This window comes from Stenotrophomonas sp. 10N36 (genome assembly GCF_056395005.1).
This window is the reverse complement of record NZ_JBFTIS010000008.1, coordinates 68,592-93,158: the sequence shown is the minus strand read 5'-3', so window position 1 is coordinate 93,158 and position 24,567 is coordinate 68,592. Positions and strand designations below refer to the sequence as shown.

The 24,567-nt window shown below is 67.8% G+C and carries 30 protein-coding genes, 1 tRNA gene and 1 pseudogene; 9 read left to right on the top strand and 23 right to left on the bottom strand.

Annotated features, from left to right (window positions below):
- Window positions 1-71: 71 nt before the first annotated feature.
- The 3 genes from AC1DCJ_RS10140 to AC1DCJ_RS10130 all read right to left on the bottom strand — a co-directional run bounded on the left by AC1DCJ_RS10140 (window position 72) and on the right by AC1DCJ_RS10130 (window position 2,876).
- Complete coding sequence (locus AC1DCJ_RS10140; RefSeq protein WP_478070859.1) at window positions 72-1,007, bottom strand: MBL fold metallo-hydrolase; 936 nt, start codon at window positions 1,005-1,007, stop codon at window positions 72-74.
- Between the two features lie 31 nt (window positions 1,008-1,038).
- Entirely contained in the window at window positions 1,039-1,377 is a 339-nt protein-coding gene (locus AC1DCJ_RS10135; RefSeq protein ID WP_137191856.1) for a hypothetical protein, read from the bottom strand.
- Between the two features lie 203 nt (window positions 1,378-1,580).
- Window positions 1,581-2,876, bottom strand: coding sequence for a tryptophan--tRNA ligase (locus AC1DCJ_RS10130; protein ID WP_313247162.1), 1,296 nt, complete (start codon window positions 2,874-2,876; stop codon window positions 1,581-1,583).
- 108 nt (window positions 2,877-2,984) lie between these two features.
- On the opposite strand from AC1DCJ_RS10130, the gene AC1DCJ_RS10125 reads away from it, so the two are divergent.
- The gene (locus AC1DCJ_RS10125) at window positions 2,985-3,809 is read left to right on the top strand and encodes a hypothetical protein (protein ID WP_478070858.1); all 825 of its coding nucleotides are present in this window, start codon (window positions 2,985-2,987) and stop codon (window positions 3,807-3,809) included.
- Between the two features lie 100 nt (window positions 3,810-3,909).
- On the opposite strand, the gene AC1DCJ_RS10120 is transcribed toward AC1DCJ_RS10125, so the two are convergent.
- The 3 genes from AC1DCJ_RS10120 to rocF all read right to left on the bottom strand — a co-directional run bounded on the left by AC1DCJ_RS10120 (window position 3,910) and on the right by rocF (window position 5,639).
- Window positions 3,910-4,131, bottom strand: coding sequence for a CsbD family protein (locus AC1DCJ_RS10120; protein ID WP_137191859.1), 222 nt, complete (start codon window positions 4,129-4,131; stop codon window positions 3,910-3,912).
- A 217-nt stretch (window positions 4,132-4,348) separates the two neighbouring features.
- Window positions 4,349-4,486, bottom strand: a complete 138-nt coding sequence (locus tag AC1DCJ_RS10115) for an entericidin A/B family lipoprotein (protein ID WP_137191860.1) — start codon at window positions 4,484-4,486, stop codon at window positions 4,349-4,351.
- Window positions 4,487-4,718: 232 nt separating this feature from the next.
- Window positions 4,719-5,639 (bottom strand): arginase, encoded by a 921-nt coding sequence (gene rocF / locus AC1DCJ_RS10110; RefSeq protein WP_313426695.1) that lies wholly within the window; start codon window positions 5,637-5,639, stop codon window positions 4,719-4,721.
- 310 nt (window positions 5,640-5,949) lie between these two features.
- Here rocF and AC1DCJ_RS10105 point away from each other — a divergent pair, with 310 nt between their 5' ends.
- The 4 genes from AC1DCJ_RS10105 to AC1DCJ_RS10090 all read left to right on the top strand — a co-directional run bounded on the left by AC1DCJ_RS10105 (window position 5,950) and on the right by AC1DCJ_RS10090 (window position 8,423).
- Window positions 5,950-6,402, top strand: coding sequence for a roadblock/LC7 domain-containing protein (locus AC1DCJ_RS10105; protein WP_313426693.1), 453 nt, complete (start codon window positions 5,950-5,952; stop codon window positions 6,400-6,402).
- Between the two features lie 77 nt (window positions 6,403-6,479).
- Window positions 6,480-6,839: a roadblock/LC7 domain-containing protein gene (locus AC1DCJ_RS10100; protein WP_313247158.1), complete on the top strand. Its 360-nt coding sequence runs from the start codon at window positions 6,480-6,482 to the stop codon at window positions 6,837-6,839.
- Window positions 6,840-6,930: 91 nt separating this feature from the next.
- A complete protein-coding gene (locus AC1DCJ_RS10095; RefSeq protein WP_478070857.1) occupies window positions 6,931-7,887 on the top strand; it encodes a hypothetical protein in 957 nt (318 codons plus the stop codon).
- Complete coding sequence (locus AC1DCJ_RS10090) at window positions 7,884-8,423, top strand: GTP-binding protein (protein ID WP_314404686.1); 540 nt, start codon at window positions 7,884-7,886, stop codon at window positions 8,421-8,423. Before AC1DCJ_RS10095 ends, AC1DCJ_RS10090 begins: the two co-directional genes overlap by 4 nt.
- Before the next feature lie 74 nt (window positions 8,424-8,497).
- Here the strand turns inward: AC1DCJ_RS10090 and AC1DCJ_RS10085 are convergent, their stop codons facing one another.
- The 6 genes from AC1DCJ_RS10085 to birA form a co-directional block, all read right to left on the bottom strand.
- Window positions 8,498-8,800 carry an addiction module antidote protein gene (locus AC1DCJ_RS10085; protein ID WP_314404684.1) on the bottom strand — a complete coding sequence of 101 codons (303 nt, stop codon included), beginning with the start codon at window positions 8,798-8,800 and terminating at the stop codon, window positions 8,498-8,500.
- A gap of 83 nt (window positions 8,801-8,883) precedes the next feature.
- Window positions 8,884-9,171 carry a type II toxin-antitoxin system RelE/ParE family toxin gene (locus AC1DCJ_RS10080; protein WP_314404682.1) on the bottom strand — a complete coding sequence of 96 codons (288 nt, stop codon included), beginning with the start codon at window positions 9,169-9,171 and terminating at the stop codon, window positions 8,884-8,886.
- A gap of 393 nt (window positions 9,172-9,564) precedes the next feature.
- Window positions 9,565-9,640, bottom strand: a tRNA-Thr gene (locus AC1DCJ_RS10075).
- A 16-nt stretch (window positions 9,641-9,656) separates the two neighbouring features.
- Window positions 9,657-10,487 (bottom strand): SPOR domain-containing protein, encoded by an 831-nt coding sequence (locus AC1DCJ_RS10070; protein WP_478070856.1) that lies wholly within the window; start codon window positions 10,485-10,487, stop codon window positions 9,657-9,659.
- Between the two features lie 9 nt (window positions 10,488-10,496).
- Window positions 10,497-11,234: a type III pantothenate kinase gene (locus AC1DCJ_RS10065; protein WP_478070855.1), complete on the bottom strand. Its 738-nt coding sequence runs from the start codon at window positions 11,232-11,234 to the stop codon at window positions 10,497-10,499.
- A complete protein-coding gene (gene birA, locus AC1DCJ_RS10060) occupies window positions 11,231-12,196 on the bottom strand; it encodes a bifunctional biotin--[acetyl-CoA-carboxylase] ligase/biotin operon repressor BirA (protein WP_313426688.1) in 966 nt (321 codons plus the stop codon). The genes AC1DCJ_RS10065 and birA overlap by 4 nt, the downstream gene beginning before the upstream one ends.
- A 130-nt stretch (window positions 12,197-12,326) precedes the next feature.
- Between birA and AC1DCJ_RS10055 the strand changes: the two genes are divergently transcribed.
- Window positions 12,327-12,599 (top strand): hypothetical protein, encoded by a 273-nt coding sequence (locus tag AC1DCJ_RS10055; RefSeq protein ID WP_038692631.1) that lies wholly within the window; start codon window positions 12,327-12,329, stop codon window positions 12,597-12,599.
- Window positions 12,566-13,387, top strand: a complete 822-nt coding sequence (locus AC1DCJ_RS10050; protein ID WP_478070854.1) for a M90 family metallopeptidase — start codon at window positions 12,566-12,568, stop codon at window positions 13,385-13,387. Before AC1DCJ_RS10055 ends, AC1DCJ_RS10050 begins: the two co-directional genes overlap by 34 nt.
- 158 nt (window positions 13,388-13,545) lie before the next feature.
- Here the strand turns inward: AC1DCJ_RS10050 and AC1DCJ_RS10045 are convergent, their stop codons facing one another.
- The 5 genes and pseudogenes from AC1DCJ_RS10045 to dusA all read right to left on the bottom strand — a co-directional run bounded on the left by AC1DCJ_RS10045 (window position 13,546) and on the right by dusA (window position 17,348).
- Complete coding sequence (locus tag AC1DCJ_RS10045; protein ID WP_038692635.1) at window positions 13,546-14,970, bottom strand: ATP-binding protein; 1,425 nt, start codon at window positions 14,968-14,970, stop codon at window positions 13,546-13,548.
- Between the two features lie 23 nt (window positions 14,971-14,993).
- A complete protein-coding gene (locus tag AC1DCJ_RS10040; RefSeq protein ID WP_392732909.1) occupies window positions 14,994-15,236 on the bottom strand; it encodes a winged helix-turn-helix domain-containing protein in 243 nt (80 codons plus the stop codon).
- A gap of 162 nt (window positions 15,237-15,398) precedes the next feature.
- Window positions 15,399-15,677 (bottom strand): annotated as a pseudogene (locus AC1DCJ_RS10035) (response regulator); the annotation flags it as partial.
- Between the two features lie 71 nt (window positions 15,678-15,748).
- Entirely contained in the window at window positions 15,749-16,120 is a 372-nt protein-coding gene (locus AC1DCJ_RS10030) for a hypothetical protein (RefSeq protein WP_038691089.1), read from the bottom strand.
- Between the two features lie 211 nt (window positions 16,121-16,331).
- Window positions 16,332-17,348 carry a tRNA dihydrouridine(20/20a) synthase DusA gene (gene dusA / locus AC1DCJ_RS10025; protein ID WP_478070853.1) on the bottom strand — a complete coding sequence of 339 codons (1,017 nt, stop codon included), beginning with the start codon at window positions 17,346-17,348 and terminating at the stop codon, window positions 16,332-16,334.
- Window positions 17,349-17,521: 173 nt separating this feature from the next.
- Between dusA and AC1DCJ_RS10020 the strand changes: the two genes are divergently transcribed.
- The gene (locus tag AC1DCJ_RS10020; protein WP_137191871.1) at window positions 17,522-18,478 is read left to right on the top strand and encodes a cation diffusion facilitator family transporter; all 957 of its coding nucleotides are present in this window, start codon (window positions 17,522-17,524) and stop codon (window positions 18,476-18,478) included.
- Between the two features lie 18 nt (window positions 18,479-18,496).
- On the opposite strand, the gene AC1DCJ_RS10015 is transcribed toward AC1DCJ_RS10020, so the two are convergent.
- On the bottom strand, window positions 18,497-18,832 hold the full coding sequence (locus AC1DCJ_RS10015) for a MafI2 family immunity protein (RefSeq protein ID WP_478070852.1): 336 nt from the start codon (window positions 18,830-18,832) through the stop codon (window positions 18,497-18,499).
- Between the two features lie 5 nt (window positions 18,833-18,837).
- Window positions 18,838-19,677 (bottom strand): cupin domain-containing protein, encoded by an 840-nt coding sequence (locus tag AC1DCJ_RS10010; RefSeq protein WP_478070851.1) that lies wholly within the window; start codon window positions 19,675-19,677, stop codon window positions 18,838-18,840.
- Window positions 19,678-19,788: 111 nt separating this feature from the next.
- Here AC1DCJ_RS10010 and AC1DCJ_RS10005 point away from each other — a divergent pair, with 111 nt between their 5' ends.
- Window positions 19,789-20,214, top strand: coding sequence for an organic hydroperoxide resistance protein (locus AC1DCJ_RS10005; protein WP_128096132.1), 426 nt, complete (start codon window positions 19,789-19,791; stop codon window positions 20,212-20,214).
- Window positions 20,215-20,530: 316 nt separating this feature from the next.
- On the opposite strand, the gene mmsB is transcribed toward AC1DCJ_RS10005, so the two are convergent.
- Genes mmsB through AC1DCJ_RS09985 form a run of 4 tightly spaced genes read right to left on the bottom strand, consistent with a single transcriptional unit; the run spans window position 20,531 to window position 24,538 of the window.
- Window positions 20,531-21,421 (bottom strand): 3-hydroxyisobutyrate dehydrogenase, encoded by an 891-nt coding sequence (mmsB, locus tag AC1DCJ_RS10000; protein ID WP_478070850.1) that lies wholly within the window; start codon window positions 21,419-21,421, stop codon window positions 20,531-20,533.
- Window positions 21,418-22,593 carry an enoyl-CoA hydratase/isomerase family protein gene (locus AC1DCJ_RS09995; RefSeq protein WP_478070849.1) on the bottom strand — a complete coding sequence of 392 codons (1,176 nt, stop codon included), beginning with the start codon at window positions 22,591-22,593 and terminating at the stop codon, window positions 21,418-21,420. The genes mmsB and AC1DCJ_RS09995 overlap by 4 nt, the downstream gene beginning before the upstream one ends.
- Window positions 22,590-23,387, bottom strand: a complete 798-nt coding sequence (locus AC1DCJ_RS09990; protein ID WP_141058175.1) for an enoyl-CoA hydratase — start codon at window positions 23,385-23,387, stop codon at window positions 22,590-22,592. Before AC1DCJ_RS09990 ends, AC1DCJ_RS09995 begins: the two co-directional genes overlap by 4 nt.
- Window positions 23,384-24,538, bottom strand: a complete 1,155-nt coding sequence (locus tag AC1DCJ_RS09985) for an acyl-CoA dehydrogenase family protein (protein WP_448135052.1) — start codon at window positions 24,536-24,538, stop codon at window positions 23,384-23,386. The genes AC1DCJ_RS09990 and AC1DCJ_RS09985 overlap by 4 nt, the downstream gene beginning before the upstream one ends.
- Window positions 24,539-24,567 lie beyond the last annotated feature (29 nt).

Sequence of the window (24,567 nt, the reverse complement as noted above, 5' to 3'; positions counted from 1 at the left end):
TGACACCTGCATGACCGTGCAGCGGATGCCGGGGCGGCGATGCCGGGAGCATCACGACCAAGGGCCATGGCCTACCGCCGGTCGCGGTCCAGCCAGCAGGCCAGGCCCTGCGCATTGAGCTCGATGTCCATCGCCAGTACCTGCGTCACCGCCGCGTCGTCAAGCCGGCACCCGTGCGCCTGCGCGCGCTCCAGGTACAGCGCGGTCAGCGCCGCCACCAGGCAGCGGTGGCGGTCGGGGCGCGCATCGCACTGGTGCCCGATGTGGACCATGGCATCGATCTGCTCGACCAGATCGGCGCCCAGTCTGGCCACGTCCTCGACGCGGCCGTAGTGGGTGAGGAACATCGCTTGGGGCGCGACCGCCAGCAGGCGCGCGATCGACTGCTTCAGCGGTTCCGGATCGAACTGCACCGGCGAGGAGGTGGGCACGATGAACGCGCCGCGGTCGCTGTCCAGTTCGCGGTAGGACAGCCCGAAGGTGTCGCCGGTGAACCATGCGCGGCTGCGCTCGTCCCACACGCACAGGTGGTGGCGCGCATGCCCGGGGGTGTCGATGCAGAGCAGGCTGCGCCCGGCCAGGTCCACGCGATGGCCGTCGTCGGCGATGACCACGCGGTCGGGGCTGACCGGCAGGATCGGGCCGTAGCTGTGCTCGATCTGCGTCTGCCCATACACCTCGGTCGCCCCGGCGATCAGCCGGGTTGGATCGACCATGTGCGGCGCACCGCGCGGATGCACCACCAGCCGGGCGTGCGGCAGCTGCTGCATCAGCAGCCCGGTACCGCCGGCGTGGTCCAGGTGCACGTGGGTGAGGATCAGCCAGTCCACCGCGTCCACGGCCAGCCCGGCGCGTTGAAGCGCGGCCAGCATCGCCGGCACGGCCAGGCCGGTGCCGCAGTCGATGAACGCACCGCGACCGTTCTCCACGACCAGGTAGGCCGCGTCGAAACTGCCGCGTTGCATGAAGCCGGTATCGATGGTGTGGATGCTGGGGTCGAACGACATCGGATCATCCCGGGCGGGTTACGCCCCCATCTTAGGACGATCCACCGGCCCGCTTCGATGCGGCTTTGGTCGCACGCTGGGCCAGCCACGTTGTGCGCAGCAGGATCGCGCCGACCAGCACCGCCAGGAACGCGCCATAGGCATACAGCACCGCCAACACCTGGCGCCAGATCGGCCCGGCATCGGATTGCACCACGCCGATATGGTGGCCCCACAGCATCGCCGCGATGCTCAGCACGAAGGCCAGCAGCAGCGCGATGGCATCGAACGCGCGCCGCGCCGCATCACGCGGTTGCCGCGGGAACAGCCAGTACAGCGCGCCCAGCAGCACGAACCAGGGCAGGAACAACAACAACGACAACCAGGCCATCGCAGTCTCCCCTTCAGGATGCCCGCATCATGCCACGTGGGGCGCATCGACCAACGGTCGATGCCTACCGGTTGGGGTTGGTGGGGCGGTGCGGGCGATGACCGTCATCGCCATGCGACCGCCCCCTCGGTCGGTCCCCGCGTCGATCAAGCCAACCCGCGCAGTCCCGGTAGGTACCGACCGTTGGTCGGTACCGGCGTCAATCATGCCAACCCGCGCAGTTCCTGCAATGCGGCCAGCACCACGTCCACTTCGGCGTCCAGCTTGAACAGCTCGCTCTGCAGGCCATCGCCGTGTTCGGTCTGCTTGAGCACGCCGATCAACTGGCCGGCATCGCGCGGCGAATCGAAGCCTTCGCTCTGGATCAGCAGGCTGCCGTCACCGGCCAGCAGCTTGAAGTAGAAGCGGCCGTCCTGCTCACGGTACTGCTTGAACAGCGGCGGTGCCGCACGCGCTTCGGTGGCATCGTCACCGGCGATGTCGCCGGCGCTGGACAGGTCACGCAGGCCCACCGCATGACGAAGTTCCTTCAGCAGCGGCACGGCGTACTGCTCGCGCAGCTGCTGGCCACGGCGGCGCAGCAGCGCCTCGATCTTTTCCGGCTCGGCCATCAGCGCCTCGTAGCGCTCGCGCAGCGGGGTGAGCTCGGCGTCGATGCGCTCGAACAGCTGCTGCTTGGCATCGCCCCAGCTGATGCCGTCGGCGAAGGCCTGGGCAAACGCGGCGGTCTGTTCGGCGCTGGCGAAGGCCTGGTACATCTGGAACAGCGCCGAGCCGTCGGTGCTCTTCGGCTCGCCCGGTGCGCGCGAATCGGTGAGGATGGAGAACACCAGCTTCTTCAGCTCCGCGCGCGGGGCGAACAGCGGAATGGTGTTGTGGTAGCTCTTGCTCATCTTGCGCCCATCCAGGCCGGCCAGGGTGGCCACCTGTTCGTCGATCACCACCTCCGGCAGCGGGAAGTACGCCTTGCCGTACACGTGGTTGAAGCGCTGGGCGAAGTCGCGCGCCATCTCGATGTGCTGGATCTGGTCGCGGCCCACCGGCACGCGGTTGGCCTTGAAGATCAGGATGTCGGCGGCCATCAGCACCGGGTACATGAACAGCCCGGCGCTGATCCCAGCGTCCTCGTCCAGCTGCTCCTCGCGGTTCTTGTCCACGGCTGCCTTGTAGGCATGCGCGCGGTTGAGGATGCCCTTGCTGGCGATCGCGGTGAGGAACCACATCAGCTCGGTGGTTTCGGGAATGTCGCTCTGCCGGTAGAACCACACCTTGTCCGGATCCAGCCCGCAGGCCAGCCAGCTGGCCGCGATCTCCAGGGTCGAACGCTGGGTGCGCTCGGGCTCCTGCGCCTTGATCAGGCTGTGCAGGTCGGCCAGGAAGAAGAAGCTCTCGATCTCCGACGCCTGGCTGGCCGCGATGGCCGGGCGGATGGCGCCCACATAGTTGCCCAGGTGGGGGGTGCCGGAGGGGGTGATGCCGGTAAGAACGCGGGTGGTCATAAGGGGGATCATTACGGACAGGTGAACCAGACCAGTTTACCTGCCCGCGCCCAACCCCGTTGGCAGCGGTAGGCCGTTCAATCCATCACCCCAACGTGGAGCCGTGCCATGAAACGCCTGTTGCTGCCCCTGCTTGCCGTGCTGGCCCTGTGCGGCTTCCGCCCGGCCCCGCTGCCCCCGCGCCTGGATCCGGGCCCGGTCTACCTGACCGTGCTGGACCGCGATGCGGGCACCACGCTGCCGCAGTACCGCGACGGCAGCCAGCGCTGGATCGCCGGGGAAAAGGGCCACCGCTACAGTGTGCGGCTGCGCAACCACAGCGCCGAGCGGGTGCTGGTGGTGGTGTCGGTGGATGGTCTGAACGCCATCAGCGGCGAGGTGGCCGCGCCCGGCCAGACCGGCTACGTGCTCAACCCCTGGCAGACCGCCGACATCAGCGGCTGGCGCAAGTCGCAGGACGAGGTGGCGCAGTTCGTGTTCACCTCGCCCGGCAAGAGCTACGCCGGGCGCACCGGCCGGCCGGACAACATCGGGGTGATCGGCATCGCGGTGTTCCGCGAAGCCGGCGCCGTGCTGACCACGCCCGCGCTCAAGCCCGTGCCGGGGCGCCGCCGTTTGTCCACGCAGGACGCCGGCGCGCAGGCCGAAGCCATGGCTGACAGCAGCGCGCGCGGTTCGGCTGCGCCTGCACCGGCTGCACCGGCCCAGCGGCTGGGCACCGGGCATGGCGCGCGCGAAACCTCGCAGGTCCGCGACACCACCTTCGAGCGTTCCACCGACTACCCGGTGCAGCAGACCGAGCTGCGCTATGACAGTGCCAGCAACCTGCGCGCGCGCGGCATCCTGCCGGTACCGACGCCGCGTCAGGACGGTCCGCGCGCGTTCCCGTCGCAGTACGTGCCCGACCCGCCGGGCGACGGTGGCCGCCGCTGAGGGCAGCGCACGCACAAACGAAACGGGCCGCGCAATGCGGCCCGTTTCGTTTCATACACCCGGTGAAGCTGGCGCTGGCGCTGGCGCTTGCGTGCCGGCGTCACTTGTAATCTGGGTAATCCTTGCGCATGGCGGTTTCGAAGTCGCGGACCTCGGTTTCGGCGCGGTCGCGGGCCCAGCCATAGCGTTCCTGCAGGCGACCGGCCAGGTATTCGGCGTTGCCTTCGGCTACCTTGAAATCGTCATCGGTGAGGTCGCCCCACTTGGCCTGCGCCTTGCCCTTGAGCTGCGTCCACTTGCCGGAAATGATGTCTTTGTTCATGGGTTCGCTTCCTTGATTGCAACGGCACCTTCGCCGCACGTACAGAATGCGATGGATGACGTTCGGTGGCGGTCAAGCGCGGATGAAACGCATGCTCACGTGGTTGAATGGCCGATGCACGCGCGGGCGTGCCGCGGCGAGCGCGCGCATTGAATCGCGCGCATACAAAAAAGGCCGGGAGATCCCGGCCTTTCCTGTTGACGCATGATCGGTTGAATCAGTTGCCCTTGGCAGCGTCTTCGACCGTCTCGCCTGCCTTCTGCACGTCCTTGCCAGCACCAGCAACGGTGTTGCAGCCGGACAGCATGGCCACCGAGAACATCGACAACAGCATCAGTGCAATAACACGCTTCATGGGGTTCTCCTGTTTAATCTACGTCGACACCGGCAATCCGGTCCCACCTGTCAGATGAACCCGCCACCGCACGGCGGCAATGGCAGATCCTCTTCCCGATCGCGGTGACGTCGTGGCTGTTTCCAGCACCGCCGCCGCGTGAAGTGCAATCTGGCGGGAGACGCGTGCAGCGAATGTGAACGCACCGCGGCAGCGTTCAGCAAACCGCAGGAAAGCCCCGACCGGCGGGCCTTCAGTCACGCATCAAGGTGGATTTTCCGAACAGGCTTTCCACCAGGTCCACGGCCAGCACGGCGGTGCTGTTGCGGTTGTCCAGCAGCGGATTGAGTTCCACGATATCCAGTGACCCCATGCGGCCGGTGTCGGCGATCATCTCCATCACCAACTGCGCCTCGCGGTAGTTCACCCCGCCCGGCACCGTGGTGCCCACGCCCGGGGCGATGCTGGGGTCCAGGAAGTCCACGTCGAAACTGACATGCAGGTGGGTGTTCTCGTCGATACCGTGCAGCGCCGCTTCCATGGTGCGCTTCATGCCGGCTTCGTCGATGTAACGCATGTCATACACGTCCACCTGGTGCTGCTTGATCAGCCGCTTTTCTTCCTGGTCCACCGAGCGGATGCCGATCTGGTGCACCTGTTGCGGGCGGATCGCCGGGGCATCGCCGCCCAACCGGGTCAGCGCGTCCGGGCCCAGCCCACACAGGCAGGCCACCGGCATGCCGTGCACGTTGCCCGACGGAGTGACCTCGCTGGTGTTGAAATCCGAATGCGCATCCAGCCACAGCACGCGCAGGGTCTTGCCCTGCTCGCGGCACCAGCGCGCCACGGCGGTGATCGAACCGATGCCCAGGCAATGGTCGCCGCCCAGCATGATCGGCATGCGGCCGGCCTGCAGTTCGGCGTAGGTGGCGTCCATCAGCGCGCGGTTCCACGCCACCACCTCGTCCAGGTGGCGATAGCCCTCCACCGGCGCGGTCCACGGGTTGCGCGGGCCATCCAGGTTGCCCAGGTCGCGCACATCCACGCCACGCGCGGCCAGCGCGTCGCCCAGGCCGGCGATGCGCAGTGCATCCGGGCCCAGACCGGCGCCGCGATGGCCCGCGCCGATGTCGGTGGGAACGCCGATCAGGGAAACCGGGGAATACGTGGCCATGGGATGCCTCCTGCAAATGCGAAAAAAGAGTCACAGTCTAGCCAGACGGGTGCAGGGTCACTCGCGGCGGTGCAGCAGGCTTGCCGAAGCGACCATCCGCGACGCTGCATGCCCCTGTGCGTCGCATCCGGACACAGCGCTGACGTCCATGTCCGTCAGCGCTTTGACACCGCCGAAAGCGATCCTGTGATTCATCTTGCGTTTGCCGTGAAGGCAAAATTTCCGTGCTACATTTCACACTTCGTCGCAGTACTGATTGACTAATCCCTCGCGGGTTGGTCGTTTTTTGTTGTGTGCCAGGGGGCAGTACGTGCAGCGCAGTACCATCCATCAGATCGTCCGCAATGCCAGCGGCGAGAGCCAACCGGCCCGCCAGCTGTATGACATCGACGGCATCGAAGCGACCTTCCGACAGGCGCGCGAACGCGAATCCAGCCTCACCCTGCTGATGCTCTCCACCGCCGATGGCCGTGCCGTCGCCGAGAGCTCTGCGCTGGGCGTGGATGGCCGCCGGCTGGCCGCCATGGCCAATTCGTTCCTGACCCTGGGCGAGACCGTGTCGCGCGAACTGGCGCTGAGCGAAGCCGACTACGCCACCATCTGCACCCGCCAGGGCAACGTGGTGCTGATCCGCATCCAGGGCGACAAACCGCTGACCCTGACCGCGGTGGGCAGCCACGACCTGAACATGGCCGTGCTGCTGTTCCATGCGCGCGAATGCGCCACCCGTCTTGACGCCGTGCTGCGCCCGCGCGCGGCCTGATCGCCTTCCGCTTTCCTGCAGTGCCTTCAGGCAGGCCGTCGGCCTGTCTTCCCTTTGCCTGACTCACAAGGATTTTCGTGTCCAACCTCAATCTGGAAAAGCTCAATTCGGTCGCTGGTTTCGTCGGCGCCGCCCTGGTCGACAGTGACAGCGGCATGGCCCTGGCCACTCTTGGTGGCGGCAGCATCAACCTGGAGCTGGCTGCCGCCGGCAACACCGACGTGGTCCGCACCAAGCGTCGCGTGGCCGAACAGCTGGGCCTGGCCGACAGCATCGAAGACATCCTGATCAGCCTGGGCACGCAGTACCACCTGATCCGCCCGCTGGAGAGCAACCCGGTGCTGTTCCTGTACGTGATCATGGACCGCACCAAGGCCAACCTGGCGATGTCGCGGCATGAGCTGAAGGCCTTCGAGAAGACCCTGGATTTCAGCTGATTGATGCATGTCCCGTGCGGCGCAGGCCGCGCGGGACGTTCGCGCCGACGCGTGCCGCGTGCACGCCGCCATCGGCCGCACGGACACCCCCATGAATACCCCCATTCGTTCCTTCCAGATCGCCGCGCTCGGCCTGGACCTGCTGCACCAGACCCGGCTCAAGCTGRCCAGTTCCCTGCTGCTCGCCGAGCGCATGGACGTGACCCTGGCCGCATGGTCCGGACAACGCGTGGACCTGCTGGTCCTCAGCCTGGACCATGCGGCAAGTACCGCCGCGCTGGCCGATGCCCGTGCACTGGGCGTGCCGACGCTGCTGATCGCACGGCGCTTCAGTGCCATCGCGCACGGCGAGCTTCCGCACGGCGCCACCGTGCGCGACATCAACGAACAGCTGTCCACGCTGCTGCTGCGCGCGCCGGAAACCGCCGATGTCGTGCAGGGCACGCCGCTGCTGATGCAGCTGGCCCAGCACGATGCGCAACCGACGGGTCTGCACCTGCTGCAGCGTGGCGGCATGACGCTGCTGGTCGATCCGGCCACGCGCAGCATCGCGCTGCCCGCCGCCACGGCGCTGGCCGAGGTGGCCGCGCAGCTGGACGACGCGACCTGGTCACTGACTGCGATCGACGCGGAGACGTTCCAGCACCAGTACGCCTACCGTCTGCCGCAACGCCATTCGTTCGAAGCGCTGTTCTTCTGCATCGCACGGCATCGTCCGGAGTTGATGCCCGCCCCCGCCGCGCAGGCGTCGCTGCAGCTGCGCCAATGGCCCGACCTGAGTGCCGATGACGTACCCGGCAACTGGCTGTTGGCGATTGCCCGCCTGCACGCGCGTCCGTGGCGTGCCACCGCGCTGGCCAGCGCCTGCCGCATGCCGCAGGACACCGTACAGTCGCTGTTCTCCGCCGCGCTCGCCAGCGGCCTCGCCTTGACCCAGGACGCCCCCGTGCCCCCTTCGCCGCCCCGCGCTGAAAACAACGATTCGCGCTTCTTCTCGTGGGTGGCGCGGCGTTTCGGCCTCACCCTGTTCCAGGGGGCCGCGTCATGAGCCAGCCGGCCAACAAGCTGGTGTTCGTCGGCGGCATGGGCGCCGGCAAGACCACCGCGGTGCGTGCGATCTCGGATGTCGAACCGGTCAGCACCGAAATGCCGCTCAGCGAAGACGCGTACGGCGACAAGGTTGAAACCACCGTCGCGCTGGACTACAGCTCGATCGAGCTGGACGACGGCGAACTGCTGCACGTCTACGGCGTGCCCGGGCAGCGCTACCTGGATTTCATGTGGCCGATGGTCTGCGAAGGCGCGCTGGGCGTGATCGTGCTGGTCAGCGCGCGCCATCCGGACCCGATCGCCTCCACGGTGGAACTGCTGCAGGAGTTCTCGCGGATCGCGCCGCAGGCGAGCCTGGCGGTGGGCATCACCCGTACCGATGAGCACCCCGAGCTGCTGGTGCCCGACGTGCGCCAGGCGCTGCTGGATGCCGGCTTCCGCCTGCCGGTGATGCGCGTGGACGCGCGCTCGGCCACCCAGGTGACGTTCTTGGTAAAGTCGTTGTTGTCGTATCGGTTTGCGGAGACGAACTAGGCCGCGCGTACGCGCCTGGCCATCGCCGGCACGCTGCTGCGGCGTGGTCGGCGATCAACACGCCGATGCGTACCTCACGCTGCGCTGGCGTGCAGTTGCACGCCGAGCGCGCGCGTCACCTTGAGGATGGTGGCGAAGTCGGGGCTACGTTCGCCGGACAGCGCGCGATACAAGCTCTCACGGGACACGCCGGCGTCGCGGGCAACCTTGCTCATTCCCTGCGCACGGGCAATGTCGCCGAGCGCCTTGGCGATGAATGCAGAATCGCCATCGCTTTCGGCGATGCAGGCGTCCAGATACGCGGCCATTTCCTCGGGGGTACGAAGATGCTCGGCGACATCGAAGGTGGCCAGTGCGGCTTTCTTCTTGGTACTCATGTTCTTTCTCCATGTCCCAGCCGACGCCAGGCGCTGTGATCGTCAAGATCGGGGTGTTGAGTGGCTGGACCACTGGCCACCCCTTAAAGGCTGCGGGCCAATTCCTTCGCCTTCTCGATGTCCCGCTGCTGGGAGCCTTTGTCGCCCCCAACCAGCAGAATCACCCACTGCTTGCCACGCTGGGTGTAATACACCCGATAACCCGGACCCACATCGACGCGAAGTTCGGAGATGCCGTCGGACAGGTTCCGGTGGTCACCCGGGTTGCCGTCGCCCAGCCGGCGGATCCGAGCCAGGATACGAGCGCGGCCGACCACGTCCTTCAGGCCATCGATCCAGGATGCGAACTGCGAGGTGCGCTTGATTTCCACACGTCGAAGTGTAGCCCTCAGGCTACAGATGGTCAATGAATCGTAGCCTACCGGCTACACCATTTCCAGCCCGGACGGCGCACCTACGCGCGCCTCACACAACCACCGGCGCTGGCCGGGCGACCGTCGTTCAGGCGATGGCTCGGCCGCTGTCGCGGCTAACGTAGGGGATTCGCGGATACGGTACGGTCTGGCACCGCGCCACACGGAGCGATGCGAATCGCGAATTGGCCCATCCACGCGTTGATCGCAGCCATTCCATGTCATGGTCCACGCGGCCGTGAATCCAGAAGAATCGCGTTGATTTTCCCGGTGGATGCAAAAAGACCAGCGCAGAGCGCTGGCCTTTTTCGTTGAAACACCTATTTTCAAGGCGTTTCGTTGGCTCCAATGTGGTGCCGCTTATCCGAATCGAACGGATGACCTACTGTTTACAAGACAGTTGCTCTACCAACTGAGCTAAAGCGGCATGGCGCGCGGCGATTCTAACGCACCCGCGCGCAGTCGAGCGAGCGTTGCTGGGCCGCACCGCTGCGCTGGCGGGCGACGCTGGCATCGGCCGGGGGCGCCAGGGTCGCGTCCAGCCACCATTGCGCGCTGCCATCGCCACCGCTGGCGATCAGCCGGGCGTTGAAGCCGGCCGCACTCAGCGCGGCCATGCGGCGTTCGGCGCCCTCGCGGTTGCGGTACTGGCCCAAGGCAATGGCGTTGGTCTCTTCACCGTTGGCGATGATGTAGTAGTCGCTCAGCCCGGCGGCGACGATGCGCTTGACCGTGGCCTGGGCGTCCTCGCGGCTGGCGGCCGCGGGCAGGACCACCCGGTAGCGGGTGGCCCCGGCATCGGCTACCTCGCGCAGACGCGCGCCACGCAGCGTGCCGCCGGCCTTGGCCTGCGCGGCCTGGGCCGCGGCGCGGTCGGTGAACGGACCCAGGCTCACGCACTGCGCAGGCGCGGCAGGCACGGGCGCAGGAGCTTGGGCTACGGCCGGTGCGGGCGCAGGCGGTGCGGCGACGGGCGCAGGCGCCACCGCGGCGGCGGCGGGTGATTCAGCAGTCGGTGTCTGGGTCGGTACCTGTGCCGGCGCAGCGGCCGGCGGCGGCAAGGGTGCCGGCGTCACGTCATCCAGTGCCGCGGCGGGCGTGCTGGCAATGCTGGCGCCTGTGGGCGCACTCGCAGTGGCAGGCAGCAGCTGCAGCTGGGCCACCCCGGTGGTCGGTGGCGGCGGCGCGGGCGCCGGTTCGCCCCGCAGCATCCACCACAACGCCACCCCCAGGTTGAGGATGGCCAGCACGACGATCAAGGCACGGGTCAGCATGCGGCGATCCTACCGTGTGCCTGCCGGCTGATGCACGGCCCAGCGCGCCAGGCCGTCGAGCACCAGCGCGGGCTGGTAATGCGCATCCTCCAGCAGCGGCATCAGCGCGGGCGCGCCGCCGCCATGCACCAGCAGCGCCGGCAGGTGTCCCAGCAGCCGGGCCGCCTGCGCGCGGCTGCGTTCAATCAGGGCCACCGCGGCACCGTCGCAACCGGAGGCAAGCGCGTCGGCCGTGTCATTGGCGAACTCGCTGTAGTCACCGCCGGTGGACGGCAGCTGCACCGCGCGCGCATGCAGCGCTTCGCGCATGGTCGTTGGCGATGCCGCGATGCGGCCGCCGTGGTGCAGGCCATCGGCATCCAGCAGGTCGATGGTCAACGCGGTGCCCACCCCGGCCACCACCACCGCTTCACCGCGCTCGGCGGCGGCCAGCAGCGCCAGGAAGCGGTCCACGCCGAACTTGTCCGGGTCGGCATAGGCCACCTGCACACCCGCACAGCGCGCCTGGGTGCGGGCCACCCGCACCTCGCGGAAGCGGCCCTGCAGAATCGCCAGCATGCTGCGGGTGAGGGTCGGCGCGGCGACGCTGGCCACATAGGCGACATCGCCACTGGGCAATGCCTGTAGCTGCTCGGCGGGCATGGTCTCGGCACCGTGCGGCCAGGCCTGCACGTCGCCGGCGCGCACGCCCTGCAGCGGCGCGAATTTGAACCGCGAATTGCCGAGGTCGAACAACCAGTCGCTCATTGCGCCCTCACGCTGACTTCGCCGGCATGCACGTGCTGCTCCACGCCGTCGATACGCACGCGCAGCGCGCCATCGTCGGCCAACCCCAGCGCGGTACCTTCGCGCCATTGCCCGCCCTGCTCGACGCGCACGGTCTGGCCACGCAGCAGATCCAGTTCGGCATAGCGCGGCAGGAACGGCGCCAGGCCCTCGGCATCAAAGGTCTCCAGCGCGGGCAACAGCCGCGCCAGCACCGCCGCGACCACCGCGTTGCGGTCCACCGGCGCGCCGGCCAGCGTGTCCAGGTCGATCCAGGGCTGGGTGATCTGTTCGGCGAAGGCGGCCGGCATGTGCACGTTGATGCCAATCCCGATCACCGCCCGTGCGGGCCCGGCATATTCGCCGCCGCCCTCGGCGAGCAACCCCACCAGCTTGCGCCCGTCGACCATCAGGTCATTGGGCCACTTCAGCCGCGCCTGCACATAGCCCAGGTCGTGCAGCGCTTCGGCCACCGCGATGCCGGCCACCAGGCTCAGGCCGCTCAGGCGCACCAGCCCGCCGGAGAACAGCCGCAGCACCGACAGGTACACATGCGCAGCCAAGGGCGAGGCCCAGGTGCGGCCGCGTCGGCCCCGGCCACCGGTCTGGCGTTCGGCCAGCAAGACGCGAACGCCCTGTTCAGGCGCGCTGCACCGCAGCAATTCGGCGTTGGTGGAGTCCACGGTCCACGCCACCTGCAGGTCGCGCACCAGTGCCTGGGCGTCCTTCGGCAAGCGGGCGCGGATGGCATCGGCGTCCAGCAGGTCCATCGGTCGGGTCAGGCCGTAGCCTTCGCCTGCGCGCCCGTCCACTTCGACGCCGGCGGCTCTAAGTCCTTGAATCCGCTTCCAAATCGCGGCCCGGGTCACGCCCAGCTCATGGGCCAGGGCGTCGCCGGACAGGCGCCCGGCGCCCAGTTTGGCCAGCAGTTGGCGGTCGTCCACGGCAGCTTCCATCAGGTGATCGGCAAAAGTATGCGGGAAAGCCCCGCCGCTTGCCTGCCGGGCGGGGTTCCAATCACGGCCCTGAATCGGGCTAGAATCGAAGACTGACCCGCCCTTCCGGATGTCGACGATGCGCCCGTTCGCCCATTGCCTGATCCTGCTGATGGCCCCCTTGGCCGCGCATGCTTCCGATGCGCTGACCAGCACGGGGCGGGGCGGCTGTGTGTATTCGCCGGCCGAGAGCGAGCGCACCGCACCGGCGGCGGCCCCGGCCGCACGCGCACCGGCCGTGAAGCCGAGCGCGGCCAGCGGCACCAGCAGTGGCGGTGGTGGCGACGACGACGTCCTGCCGCGCCTGCGCGCGCCGAAATGGCACAGCTTCCTGCCGGGCATGTTCCGCTGATCGAACGTATGTGGGGTTGGCTGCGGCGCACGCCGCGCGCGATTGATCCGGTTCTGTGGCAGCAAAGCTGCCAGCGTGGGCCGTGGCTACAGGGACTGGACGCACCACGCCGCGACCGACTGGCCGGCCTGGCTGCGCGCTTCCTGCATGAAAAAACCATCAGCCCGGTGGGTGGCCTGGTTCTGGATGACAGCGATGCGGTCCTGCTGGCCGCGCTGTGCTGCCTGCCGCTGCTGGAACTGGGCGAGGTAGGCCTGCGCGGCTGGTCGCAACTGATCGTGTATCCGGACGCGTTCCGCGTACAGCGCAGCCACGTGGACGCGGCCGGCGTGCTGCACCAGTGGGACGACGAGCTGATTGGCGAATCGTGGGACAGCGGTCCGCTGATTCTGTCCTGGGCCGATATCCAGGCCGACATCGCCGATCCGCATGCCGGCTACTGCGTGGCTGTGCATGAGATGGCGCACAAGATCGATGCGCTGGATGGGGCGATCGACGGCACCCCACCGCTGCCGCGCGAGTGGCAGCGGGAATGGGCGAAGGATTTCCAGGCGGCGTATGACACGTTCTGCGCCCGGGTGGACCGTGGCCGGGAGACGCTGATCGACCCGTATGCGGCGGAAGCGCCCGAAGAGTTCTTCGCGGTGGCGACCGAGTACCACTTCTCTGCGCCTGAGATGTTGGCGCAGGAGATGCCGGGCGTGGCCGCGCATCTGCGTCGGTTTTATGGGGCTTCGCCGGGATTGCCGGGTACCGACCAACGGTCGGTACCTACCGCGGTGCGCTGATCGTTTTTCGTACCGACCAACGGTCGGTACCTACCGTGGGATGTTGGGGGATTTTCGTACCGGCCCCGTGCTTGGCGCGTTGGCCACGTCCGGTAGGCATCGACCGTTGGTCGATGCATTGCCGGCCCCCGCGGTAATCGCTCGCAACCGCGCCGCGATCACGGTCCCGGCGGCAGCTTCACTTCGAACCGCGCGCCGCCCAGCTCCGGCGAGCGCTTGACCTGCAGTTCGCCGCGGTAATCCTTGATCAGGTCCTGCACGATCGACAGGCCGATGCCATGGCCCTGCACGCGCTCGTCGCCGCGGACGCCCCGCTGCAGCACCTTGGCGATGTCTTCCGGGGCGATGCCCGGGCCATCGTCGTCCACCGACAGCACCAGCCCGGCGCGGCGTGCGCCCGGGGCCGGCAACGGCTTGGCGGTAAGCAGCACGCGGCGCTTGGCCCACTTGAAGGCGTTTTCCAGCAGGTTGCCGAGCAGTTCCTGCAGGTCGCCCGGCTCACCGTGGAAGCGCGCGCCTTCGTCGATATCGAATTCGCACAGCACGCCCTTGCCGGCGTACACCTTCTCCAGCCCGCGCACGATTTCCTCGGCGTTGGACTCGATCGGCAGCGGTGCCGAGAACAACTTGTGCCCCGACGAGGCCGCGCGCGCCAGCTGGTAGGACACCAGGTTGTTCATGCGCCGCAGCTGCACGTCGAACTCCTGGCGCAGGTCCTGGTCCTGCGCGCCGCTATCGAGCTGCGTACGCAGCACGGCCAAGGGCGTTTTCAGGCTGTGCGCAAGATCGGCCAGGGTGTTGCGCTGGCGCTCGAGATTCTCGCGCTCACTTTCAATGAAGGCGTTGATACTGTCGGTCAGCGGTTCCAGCTCACGCGGATGGCGCTCGCTCATGCGCTCGGTCTCGCCGCGCTGCACCTTGGTCAACTCGGTGATCACGCGCCGCATCGGGCGCAGGCTCCACTGCAGAATCACCGTCTGCAGCATCAGCAGGATCAGACCGGCGCCGCCCATCCAGAACCAGACGCGGCCGCGGAACACGCGCAGCTGCGCGCCAAGCGCGCGCGAGTCTTCCATCACGTAGATGGTGTACGGGAATTCAGTAGCCGGGTCGGCGTCGGCATCCCACACCAGGCCCAGCCCGTAGCGGTACACCGAGCCCTGGCTGCCATCGATCTGGATCATCGGCAGCGGGCCCTCGAACACCTCCTGGCGCGGGGCCAGCAGGCCACCGCCCACGGTGGGCAGCATCGGGCCTTCGGCGGACATCGAGTTGCCCTTGCCGCCGGGCATCACTACCTGCAGGTACAGACCGCTGCCGGGCACGTCGAAACGTGGATCCGGCGGCTGTTCGCGGATGTACAGCGAGCGGTCGCGGGTGAAGTCGATGCCGGCCGCATAGGCGGTGGCATAGTTCTTCAGCCGCTCGCGCAGGTTGGCACGCGCGGTATCGGCAAATGCCGCATCCAGCGCGTAGCCAGCGATGGCCAGAAACGCGACCAGGCCGACCGAGGCGGCCAGCAGCTGGCGCGCCTGCAATGAGCGCGGCCGCCAGCGTTTAAAGAACCACAGACGGCCTGACATCATCCCTTCGCCCGACTAGCGGCTCAGCCCTCGTTGCGCGGAATGGCGAAGCGGTAGCCCCGGCCACGCACGGTTTCGATCGGCTTGAGTTCGCCGTCGGCATCGAGCTTCTTGCGCAGGCGGCCGATGAACACTTCCAGCACGTTGGAGTCGCGGTCGAAATCCTGCTGGTAGATGTGTTCGGTGAGGTCGGCCTTGGAGACCAGTTCACCGGCATGCATCATCAGGTATTCCAGCACCTTGTACTCGTAGCTGGTGAGGTCCACGTTGCTGCCGCTGACGCTGACCGTCTGCGCGGCAAGATCCAGCGCAACCGGCCCGCATTCCAGCGTGGGCTTGCTCCAGCCAGCGGCACGGCGCAGCAGCGCGTTGACGCGGGCCAGCAGTTCCTCGACATGGAACGGCTTGACCAGGTAATCGTCGGCGCCCTGCTTGAGCCCTTCGACCTTGTCCTGCCAGCTCGAACGTGCGGTAAGGATCAGCACGGGGAATTTCTTGCCCTCATCGCGCAGCGCCTTGATCAGTTCCATGCCCGACATCTTGGGCAGGCCCAGATCGATGATGCCGACGTCGAACGGCACTTCGCGGCCCATGTACAGACCTTCCTCACCGTCCTGCGCAGCGTCGACGGCAAAACCTTCGCGCTTGAGCCGGGCGGCCAGGGTTTCCCGCAGCGGGGCTTCGTCTTCGACCAGAAGGATACGCATGAACTCTCCCTAGTGTCCTGGGTATGGCCGGGGGCCAGTGAAATACAGTTGATTACGACAACTATCCCTGTTCAGGGGTTATCGCCGCGTAGTGAAGACATATCCGATCGCGGTGCGCGGGGCTGTGAACGCGCCGGCGCGGGGTCGTCCATGTAGCGGACCCGACCACGATCGTCCATGTATTTGACCCGGTTGATGTCGCGGCCGTCGTAGGGCACCCGTTCGGCCCCCAGGATGTGGCCGCCGGTGGTGCGCTGGACGCGGCGGACCGCATCGGACAGCGAACGTTCCGGCGCTGCGCCGCGTGCAGCCCGCACCATGGCCTCACCGCGGGCGGGATCCGGGGTCGGTTCCTGCGCCGACACACTGCCGATGGAGGCAGCGGCGCCCGTCGCCAGCAGGGCGAGGACGGCAAGACGGCGTTGGCGGGTCACGGAGAGCATCGGTTTGATCCTAGCGGAGCACAGCGAAACGTTCAAAAGTTGTGAATCGGAGCCGCCGGCCTGGGCCGGCGCTTTACGAATCTTTAGCGAATTCTTGGTTTTACGCAGTGAATCCGGTCTGAACTTTTCCGGTCGCACCTCGGCGCCGTTCATCTAAGTGAAAATTGGCGGCTAAAGTGGGTGCCTTGTCAAGCCGACAAGGTGACGCGCCTCACGCGGCGACGCGTTCGGCTTGGGCGCGGGTCACCGCCAGCGCATGCTCGATCAGCGCCCAATCGGCGCCCGCGCGGTGCGCGCCCTCGCTGAGCACCTGGCGGAACGCGCGGCCCCCGGGCTGGCCGTGGAACAGGCCGAGCAGGTGGCGGGTGATGTGCTTCAGGGCCAGACCGCGGCCCAGCTGCGCCTCGATGTACGGGCGCATGGCCCGCAGCAGTGCTTCGCGCGGCTGCACGGGTGCGCCGGTCTGGGCGGCCTCCAGCTGATGCAGCACGTAGGGGTCGTGGTAGGCCGCGCGGCCCAGCATCACCCCGTCCAGCGCCGGCAGCTGCGCCTGCGCCGCCTCCACGGTGGCCAGGCCCCCGTTGAGCACGATCTGCAGCGCCGGGCGGTCGGCCTTGAGCCGGTGGGCCCAGTCGTAGCGCAGCGGCGGCACTTCGCGGTTTTCCTTGGGCGACAGCCCCTTCAACCACGCATTGCGGGCGTGCACGATGAACATCGCACTGCCCGCGTTGGCAGACTGATCGACGAAGTTACGGAAGGTTTCATAGTCGTTGTCTTCATCCACGCCCAGCCGGCACTTCACCGTGACCGGGATGTCCACCGCCGCGACCATGGCCGCCACGCACTCAGCCACCAGGGTCGGCTCGCGCATCAGGCAGGCACCGAAGCGCCCGGCCTGGACCCGGTCGGAGGGGCAGCCGCAGTTGAGGTTGACCTCGTCATAGCCCCAGTCCTGGGCGATGCGCGCGGCCAGCGCGAGCAGGGCCGGGTCGCTGCCCCCCAGCTGCAGGGCCAGCGGATGTTCGCTGCCGTCATACCCGAGCAGGCGCTCGCGGTCGCCGTGGATCACCGCATTGGCGTGCACCATCTCGGTGTACAGCCGCGCACCTGGGGCCAGCATCCGGTGGAAGTACCGGCAATGGCGGTCCGTCCAGTCCATCATCGGGGCGACGGACAGGCGCAGGGAGGCGGCGTAACGCGCGGCGGCGTCGGTGGCGGGCAGGGTCATCGGGCGGAGCGTCGGATACTGCTGGCATTGCCAGCGCAATCAATAGTTTACCTGCTTGGAATGAACGCTGCCCGAGGGCAGGCCCGTGGGCCGGAACCGAATCCCGCCTCGCCGGTACCCGCGCGACGGGCGCCTCGGGGGAGAATGCACGCTCCTGCACTGCCCGATGCCCGATGACCCCGCCCCGCCCCCGCGCGTTCGACCCCACCACCGAGCAAGGCGTGCTGCGCCTGTCCATCGCCGCATCGCTGGCCATGGCGGCCGCCGCCGTGGTGTTTGGCTTCCTGGCCAACTCCTCGCTGATCATCTTCGACGGCATCTACGGGTTGATCGACGTGGTGATGACCTGGCTGTCGCTGCTGGTGGTGCGGCTGATCAGTATGTCGACCAACGTGGATACCCTGCAGTCGCGCTTGAACCAGCGCTTCACCATGGGTTTCTGGCACCTGGAACCGATCGTGCTGGGGGTCAGCGGCACGCTGATGATCGGCGCGGCGCTGTATGCGGCGGTCAATGCGGTGGACGCGTTGATGTCGGGCGGGCGCGAGATCGCGCTGGGGCCGGCGATCCTGTTCGCTGTGCTGTCGATCATTGCCGAGATCGGGCTGGCGGTGTTCATCCGGCGCGTCAACCGCAGCATCGGCTCGGAGTTCATCGCGCTGGACGGCAAGAACTGGGTGGTGTCGGCCAGCATGTCGGCGGCCTACCTGGTCGCCTTCATCGGCGGCTGGCTGCTGGGCGGCACGCGCTGGGCGTGGCTGGTGCCCTACATCGATCCGGCCATCCTGCTGGTGGTGTGCCTGTTCGTGATGGTGGCGCCGCTGGGCACAGTGCGCCAGGCGCTGTCGGACATCCTGCTGATCACCCCGGTGGACCTGCAGGCGCACGTGGATGCCGTGGCGCGCGACATCGTGGCCCGGCACGGTTTCCTGGAATACCGCAGCTACGTGGCCAAGGTGGGGCGTGGCGAGCAGATCGAGTTGTTCTTCGTGGTGCGCGCCGACGACCCGCCGCGTGCGCTGCTGGAATGGGACCGCCTGCGCGATGAGATCGGCGAGGCGCTGGGCGAGGAGTCCACCGATCGGTGGCTGACGATCATGTTCACCACGGATCGGGAGTGGGCGATCTAGGGCGAGCAGCGCCCGCCGTCAGGGTTGCCGTTTACGCAGGAAGATCAGGAAGCCGTCGCCGGATACCGCCGCCTGTGCCGATGCCACGATCCGGTGGGTGATCACCATGTCGGCAGGAAAGTCGGCGATGACTTCGGTCTCGATGCACGAGATATCCTCGCGCCAGTCCTCGACCGACGGCGTATCGACGAAGAACACCAGTTCGAACGCCGTAATACCGTCGGGCTGGCAAGCCACGCCGACAAGCGCGGGGAACACCTCGCCCAGCAGGGCACGGTTGACGCTGAGGATGATCTGCGCGCGTAGGCTGTACATCGCGTCCCTGCCTTGTCGATTGGATGGCTGCACCGTCATGTTACTCATGCAATGCGGGCAGTCACCGCGGCCTGCTTCCACTCCCGCGGCGACTGCCCGGTCTGCGCCTTGAAGGCGCGCGACAGCGCCGCTTCGCTGCCATACCCCACATCGATGGCGATGCGCTTGAGCGGCTGCCCCTTGCGCAAGGCCTGCTGCACCAGCCGCGTGCGCCAGCCCTGCAGGTAGTGGCCGGGCGTGCTGCCGATGGTGTCGCGGAAGCTGTCGGCGAACGCGCTGCGTGACATGCCGGCACGCTGGGCCAGCGATTCGAGCGTCCATTCGTCGGCCGGTGCCTCGTGCATGGCCACCAGCGCGTGGCGCAGGCGCGGATGGGCCATGCCGGCCAGCAGCCCCACGCGCAACTGGCCGCTTTCCATCAGCGCGCGCAGGATCTGGATCAACACCACTTCAAACAGACGGTCGAGCAGCGCCTGGCGGCCGCAGCGCTGGGCGAAGGCTTCTTCAAACAACACCGACAGGATGGGCTGGCCACCGTAAAGCTGGTCCAACGGCAGGCAGATGACCGGCGGGAGCGCGGCGGCGACCGGGTTGTTGCCGGCGCCTTCGAACTGCAGGTGGGCGCAGGCGAAGTCAGCGCCGCGCTGGGGATCGGTGACAAAGCGATGCGCCAGCGGGCGCGGATACAGCAGCACGCTGGGCTGGTCGATCTGCAGCACGCTGCCGTCGGCGTGCTCCACGCGCACCTGGCCCTCGCGGATGAGGTGCAGCTGGCCGCGTTCGCCATCGGCGGACAGGTCGTTGATGCCGCACAGCGGACCGGCGTGGAAGACTTCGGCGCTGACCGCAAAACGGCTCAGCAGGGACTGGAGGCGATCGACCATTCTGGACTCCTGGTCAAGTTTGACAGACGAAATGTAACCCAACGTACCCCCGGACCGGTCAAAGTACACCTGCCATCTGGCCCACCCCATTCCACGCCACAGGAGATTCCCATGTCCATCGAAAAGGTTCTGTACACCGCCACCGCCACCGCTACCGGCGGCCGTGAAGGCCACGCCACCTCGTCCGACAACGTGCTGGACGTGCAGCTGTCGACCCCGCGCGAGCTGGGCGGCGCGGGCGGCCCGGGCACCAACCCGGAACAGCTGTTCGCCGCCGGCTACTCGGCCTGCTTCCTGGGCGCGCTGAAGTTCGTGGCCGGCCAGGCCAAGGTTGCGCTGCCGGCCGAGACGGCGATCACCGGCAAGGTGGGCATCGGCCAGATCCCGACCGGCTTCGGCATCGAAGTGGCGCTGGAGATCAGCGTGCCGGGCCTGCCGCGCGAGCAGGTGGAAGAACTGGTGCAGAAGGCGCACATCGTGTGCCCGTACTCCAACGCGACCCGCGGCAACATCGACGTGACGCTGACCGTTGCCTGATGCCACGGGTACCGTGCCGGCCTACGGGCGGCACCTGACGCACGGGTAAAAAATGGGCGGCTGCCTGGCTCGATAGCCTGGCAACCGCCCATCCCACCGCGGTGGATCCCGTGGGTGCGCCCACGGGATGCGTCTGGTGTGGCGGGCAACGACCAACGGTCGTTGCCTACCCGGTCGTGTTTGGGTTCATGCGGTTGCCGGGCAGCCCGGCAGCGCCGGGTCGTGTCCGGGTTCATGAGGTTGCCGGGCAGAGCCCGGCAGTGCCCGGTGGCGTCCCTTTTCATGAGGTTGCCRGGCAGAGCCCGGCACTACGCCGTTACTTTTCGTTGGCGATCAGCTGCACGACGCTGGAGAAATCCAGTTTGCCCCGGCCGGCCTGGTGGTTCATCGAGTACAGGTTGCGGGCCAGTTCGCCGAGCGGGATCGAGGCGCCGACGCTCATCGCCGCTTCCACCGCCAGGCCCATGTCCTTGAGCATCAGGTCGCTGCCGAAGCCGCCGCTGTAGCCGCGCGAGGCCGGGGCGTTTTCCAGCACGCCGGGCCACGGGTTGCACACTTCGGTGGCCCAGCTGCGGCCGGTGCTGACCGCCATCATCTGCGACAGCACCTTCGGGTCCAGCCCGTGCGCGACACCGAGGGCGATCGATTCGCCGGTGACGGCCATGATCACGCCCAACGCCATGTTGTTGCACAGCTTGGCCACCTGGCCTGCACCGCTGGCGCCTACGTGGAAGATGTTCTTGCCCATCGCCTGCAGCATCGGGCGCGCACGTTCGAGCGCCTCTTCCTCGCCGCCGACGATGAAGGTCAGCGTGCCGGCCTGCGCACCGGCCGTACCGCCGGAGACCGGCGCGTCGAGCATCTGCAGGCCACGCGCCGCGGCCGCTTCGGCCACCTTGCGCGCGGTGGCCGGGGCGATCGTGCTGCAGTCGATGACCAGCGCGCCGCCCGGGATGTCGCCCAGCAGGCCGTCATCGCCCAGGTACACGCCTTCGACGTGGCGGCTGGCCGGCAGCATCGAGATCACGATCTCGGCGTCGGTCAGGGTGTCCAGCGCGGAATGTGCGGCGGTGGCACCGGCATCAACGGCGGCCTGCACGGCGGCAGGCACCAGGTCGAACACCCGCACGGCGTGGCCGGCCTTGGCCAGGTTGGCGGCCATCGGGCCACCCATGTTGCCCAACCCGATGAATGCAATACGGCTCATGCGTGGCTCCTTTCAGGGACGGAGGTGCCGAGGTCGGCCAGCGGATGCGCGGCGTCCGACCACGGCGAAACGAAGAAGGTCTGGGCCCACGGCGTGGTGGCGTCGGCCAACGTACGCGGCTGCCACTGCGGGGTGCGGTCCTTGTCGATCAGCAGCGCGCGGATGCCTTCGGCGAAATCGCCATGGGCAGTCGCATGCAGCGCGGCGATGTATTCGATGCGATAGACCTCGGCCAGCGTTGCGCCCTCGGCCAGGCGCTGCAGCTCGAACGCCAGCCGCGCCGAGCCGGGTGCACCGGCGGCCAGCGTGGCCTGCGCGGTCTGCAGCCACGGGTCATCGGTCTGCAGCGCAGTGATGGCCGCCACGATGGCCGGCACGTCGTCGCCGGTGCACAGGGCGTCGATGGCCGCCGCGTTGCGCAGCAGCGGGCCGGTGGCCGCGTCGCTGGCGTGCTGCTGCAGCAGTGCATCGAGCTGGTCGTGGTTGCGCTTGGCGTCGTCGCTCCAGTGCACCTGCGTGAGCGCGTTGAAGACGGCCCCCCGCTGCGCTTCGGCGATGTGGATGTCGGCCAGGCCGGCATAGATCGCATCGCCGGCGTTGAGCGGCGCACCGGTCAACGCCAGGAACAAGCCGCCCTTGCCCGGTACGCGCGGCAGCAACCAGCTGCCGCCCACGTCGGGAAACAGGCCCACGGTGATCTCCGGGAACGCCAGCTTGGAGCGCTCGCTGACCACGCGGTGGCTGGCGCCGGACATCAGCCCGATGCCGCCGCCCATCACGATGCCGTGGCCCCAGCACAGGATCGGCTTGGGATAGGTATGGATGGCGTAGTCGACGCGGTATTCGACGTCGAAGAATTCGGCGGCGTAGGCGTTGTCACGGATGTCGGTCTTTCCGGCGTCGCGGTAGTCGACCATGCTGCGGTACAGGCTGTGCAGGTCGCCGCCGGCGCAGAACGCCTTCTCGCCCGCGCCCTGCAACACCACCAGCGCAATGCCGTCATCGCGGGCCCAGGCATCGAGCCGTTCGCGCAGCAGATGCGCCATCGGCAGCGAGAACCCATTGAGGGTGCGCGGTGCGTTGAGCGTGGCAATGCCGATGCGCGTGCCGTTGGCGGCCGCGCGTTCTTCGAACAGCACCGGGGCCTCGTCGCTGGCGGCCGGCGTGCTCATGCGTTCTTCCACTGCGGGGCGCGCTTTTCCAGGAAGGCGTTGACGCCCTCGGCCTGGTCGGCACGGTCGAACAGGTCCACGAAGGCCTCGCGCTCGGCCACCAGCGCCGAGGCGTGGGTGCCGCTGCGGGTGGCCTGCACCAGGGTCTTGCAGGCCGCGATGCTGGTCGGGCTCTGCTTGCCGGCCTTGTGCGCCCATTCCAGCGCCAAGGCCTTGGCTTCGCCCTTGCCGACCTTTTCTTCGGCCAGACCGATGCGCACGGCGGTATCGGCATCAATGCGTTCGCCCAGCAGGATCATCCGCTTGGCCCAGCCCTCGCCCACCAGGCGCGGCAGGTTCTGGGTGCCACCGGCGCACGGCAGCAGGCCCACGGTGGCCTCTGGCAGCGCCACCTGGGCGTGTTCTTCGATGATGCGCAGGTCGCAGGCCAGCGCGCATTCCAGGCCACCGCCCATCGCGTAGCCGTTGATGGCGGCAATGGACACGCCACGGAAGCCGGACAGCGCTTCGAACGCTTCGCCGAAACGGCGCGCCGCTTCGCGCGCCGCAGCCTTGTCGCCGGAGGCGAATTGCTTGAGGTCGGCACCGGCCGAGAAGAACTTCTCGCCGCCGCCGGTGATCACCAGCGCATAGATGCCATTGTCGGCATTGAGTGCGCCCACCAGGTCGCGCAGCGCCGACAGGCTGTGCACGGTCCAGGTGTGGGCCGGCGGGTTGTCCAGCGTCACCACGGCAACGTGGCCATCGGCGTCGACCTTCAGGCCGGTGTGATCATGCGTGCGCCAGTCGATCATCGCAGTTCCTCGTCGGTATTGAGCAGGTGGCGGGCCACGATCACACGCATGATCTCGTTGGTGCCCTCCAGGATCTGGTGCACGCGCGAGTCGCGCAGCAACCGTTCAATGGGGTATTCGCGGATATAGCCGTAGCCGCCGTGGATCTGCAGCGCGTCGTTGCAGATGTTGAAGCCGGCGTCGGTAGCGAAGCGCTTGGCCATCGCGCACCACACATTCGCATCGCTGGCACCGGCATCGAGCTTGCGCGCCGCGGTATGCACCATCTGCCGGGCGGCAACCAGCTGGGTGGCCATATCGGCCAGCTTGAACTGCAGCGCCTGGAACTCCGACAACGCCTTGCCGAACTGGCGGCGCTCGCCCATGTAACGGCGGGCGGCATCCAGTGCACCCTGGGCAGCGCCCAGCGAACAGGCGGCGATGTTGATGCGGCCGCCGTCCAGGCCCTTCATGGCCAGCTTGAAACCGCTGCCCTCCTCGCCGAGCAGATGGCTGACCGGCACGCGCACGTTCTCGAACGTGATGCCACGGGTCGGCTGGCTGTTCCAGCCCATCTTCTCTTCCTTGCGGCCGTAGCTGATGCCCGGCAAATCGGCCGGCACCGCGATCGCGCTGATGCCGCCCGCGCCCGGGCCACCCGTACGCGCCATCACCACCAGCAGTTCGGTGGCACCGGCGCCGGAGATGAAGGCCTTGGAGCCATTGAGTACGTAATCGTCGCCGTCACGCACCGCGCTGGTCTTCAGCGAGGCGGCATCCGAACCGGCACCCGGTTCGGTCAGGCAATACGAGGCCAGCTTGGTGCCGGACGAGAGGTCTGCACCCCACGCGGCACGCAGGCTCTCCTGGCCCCACTTGGCCACCATCCACGACGCCATGTTGTGGATGCTGACATAGGCCGCCGTGGACGGATCCACATTGGCGAGCTCCTCGATGACGACGGCGGCGTCCAGACGGCTCAAGCCGCTGCCACCGACCTCGGGATCCATGTACAAACCACAGAACCCGAGTTCCCCTGCCTTGGCGATCGCCTCGCGCGGAAAGATGCCCTCCGCATCCCATCGCGCGGCGTGCGGCGCCAGTTCGGCCTGGGCGAAGTCACGCGCTGCCTCTCTATAGGCCTGCTGCGCTTCGTCGAGTTCCGTCGTCATCGAGTGGCTCATGGTCGAACTCCGTTGTT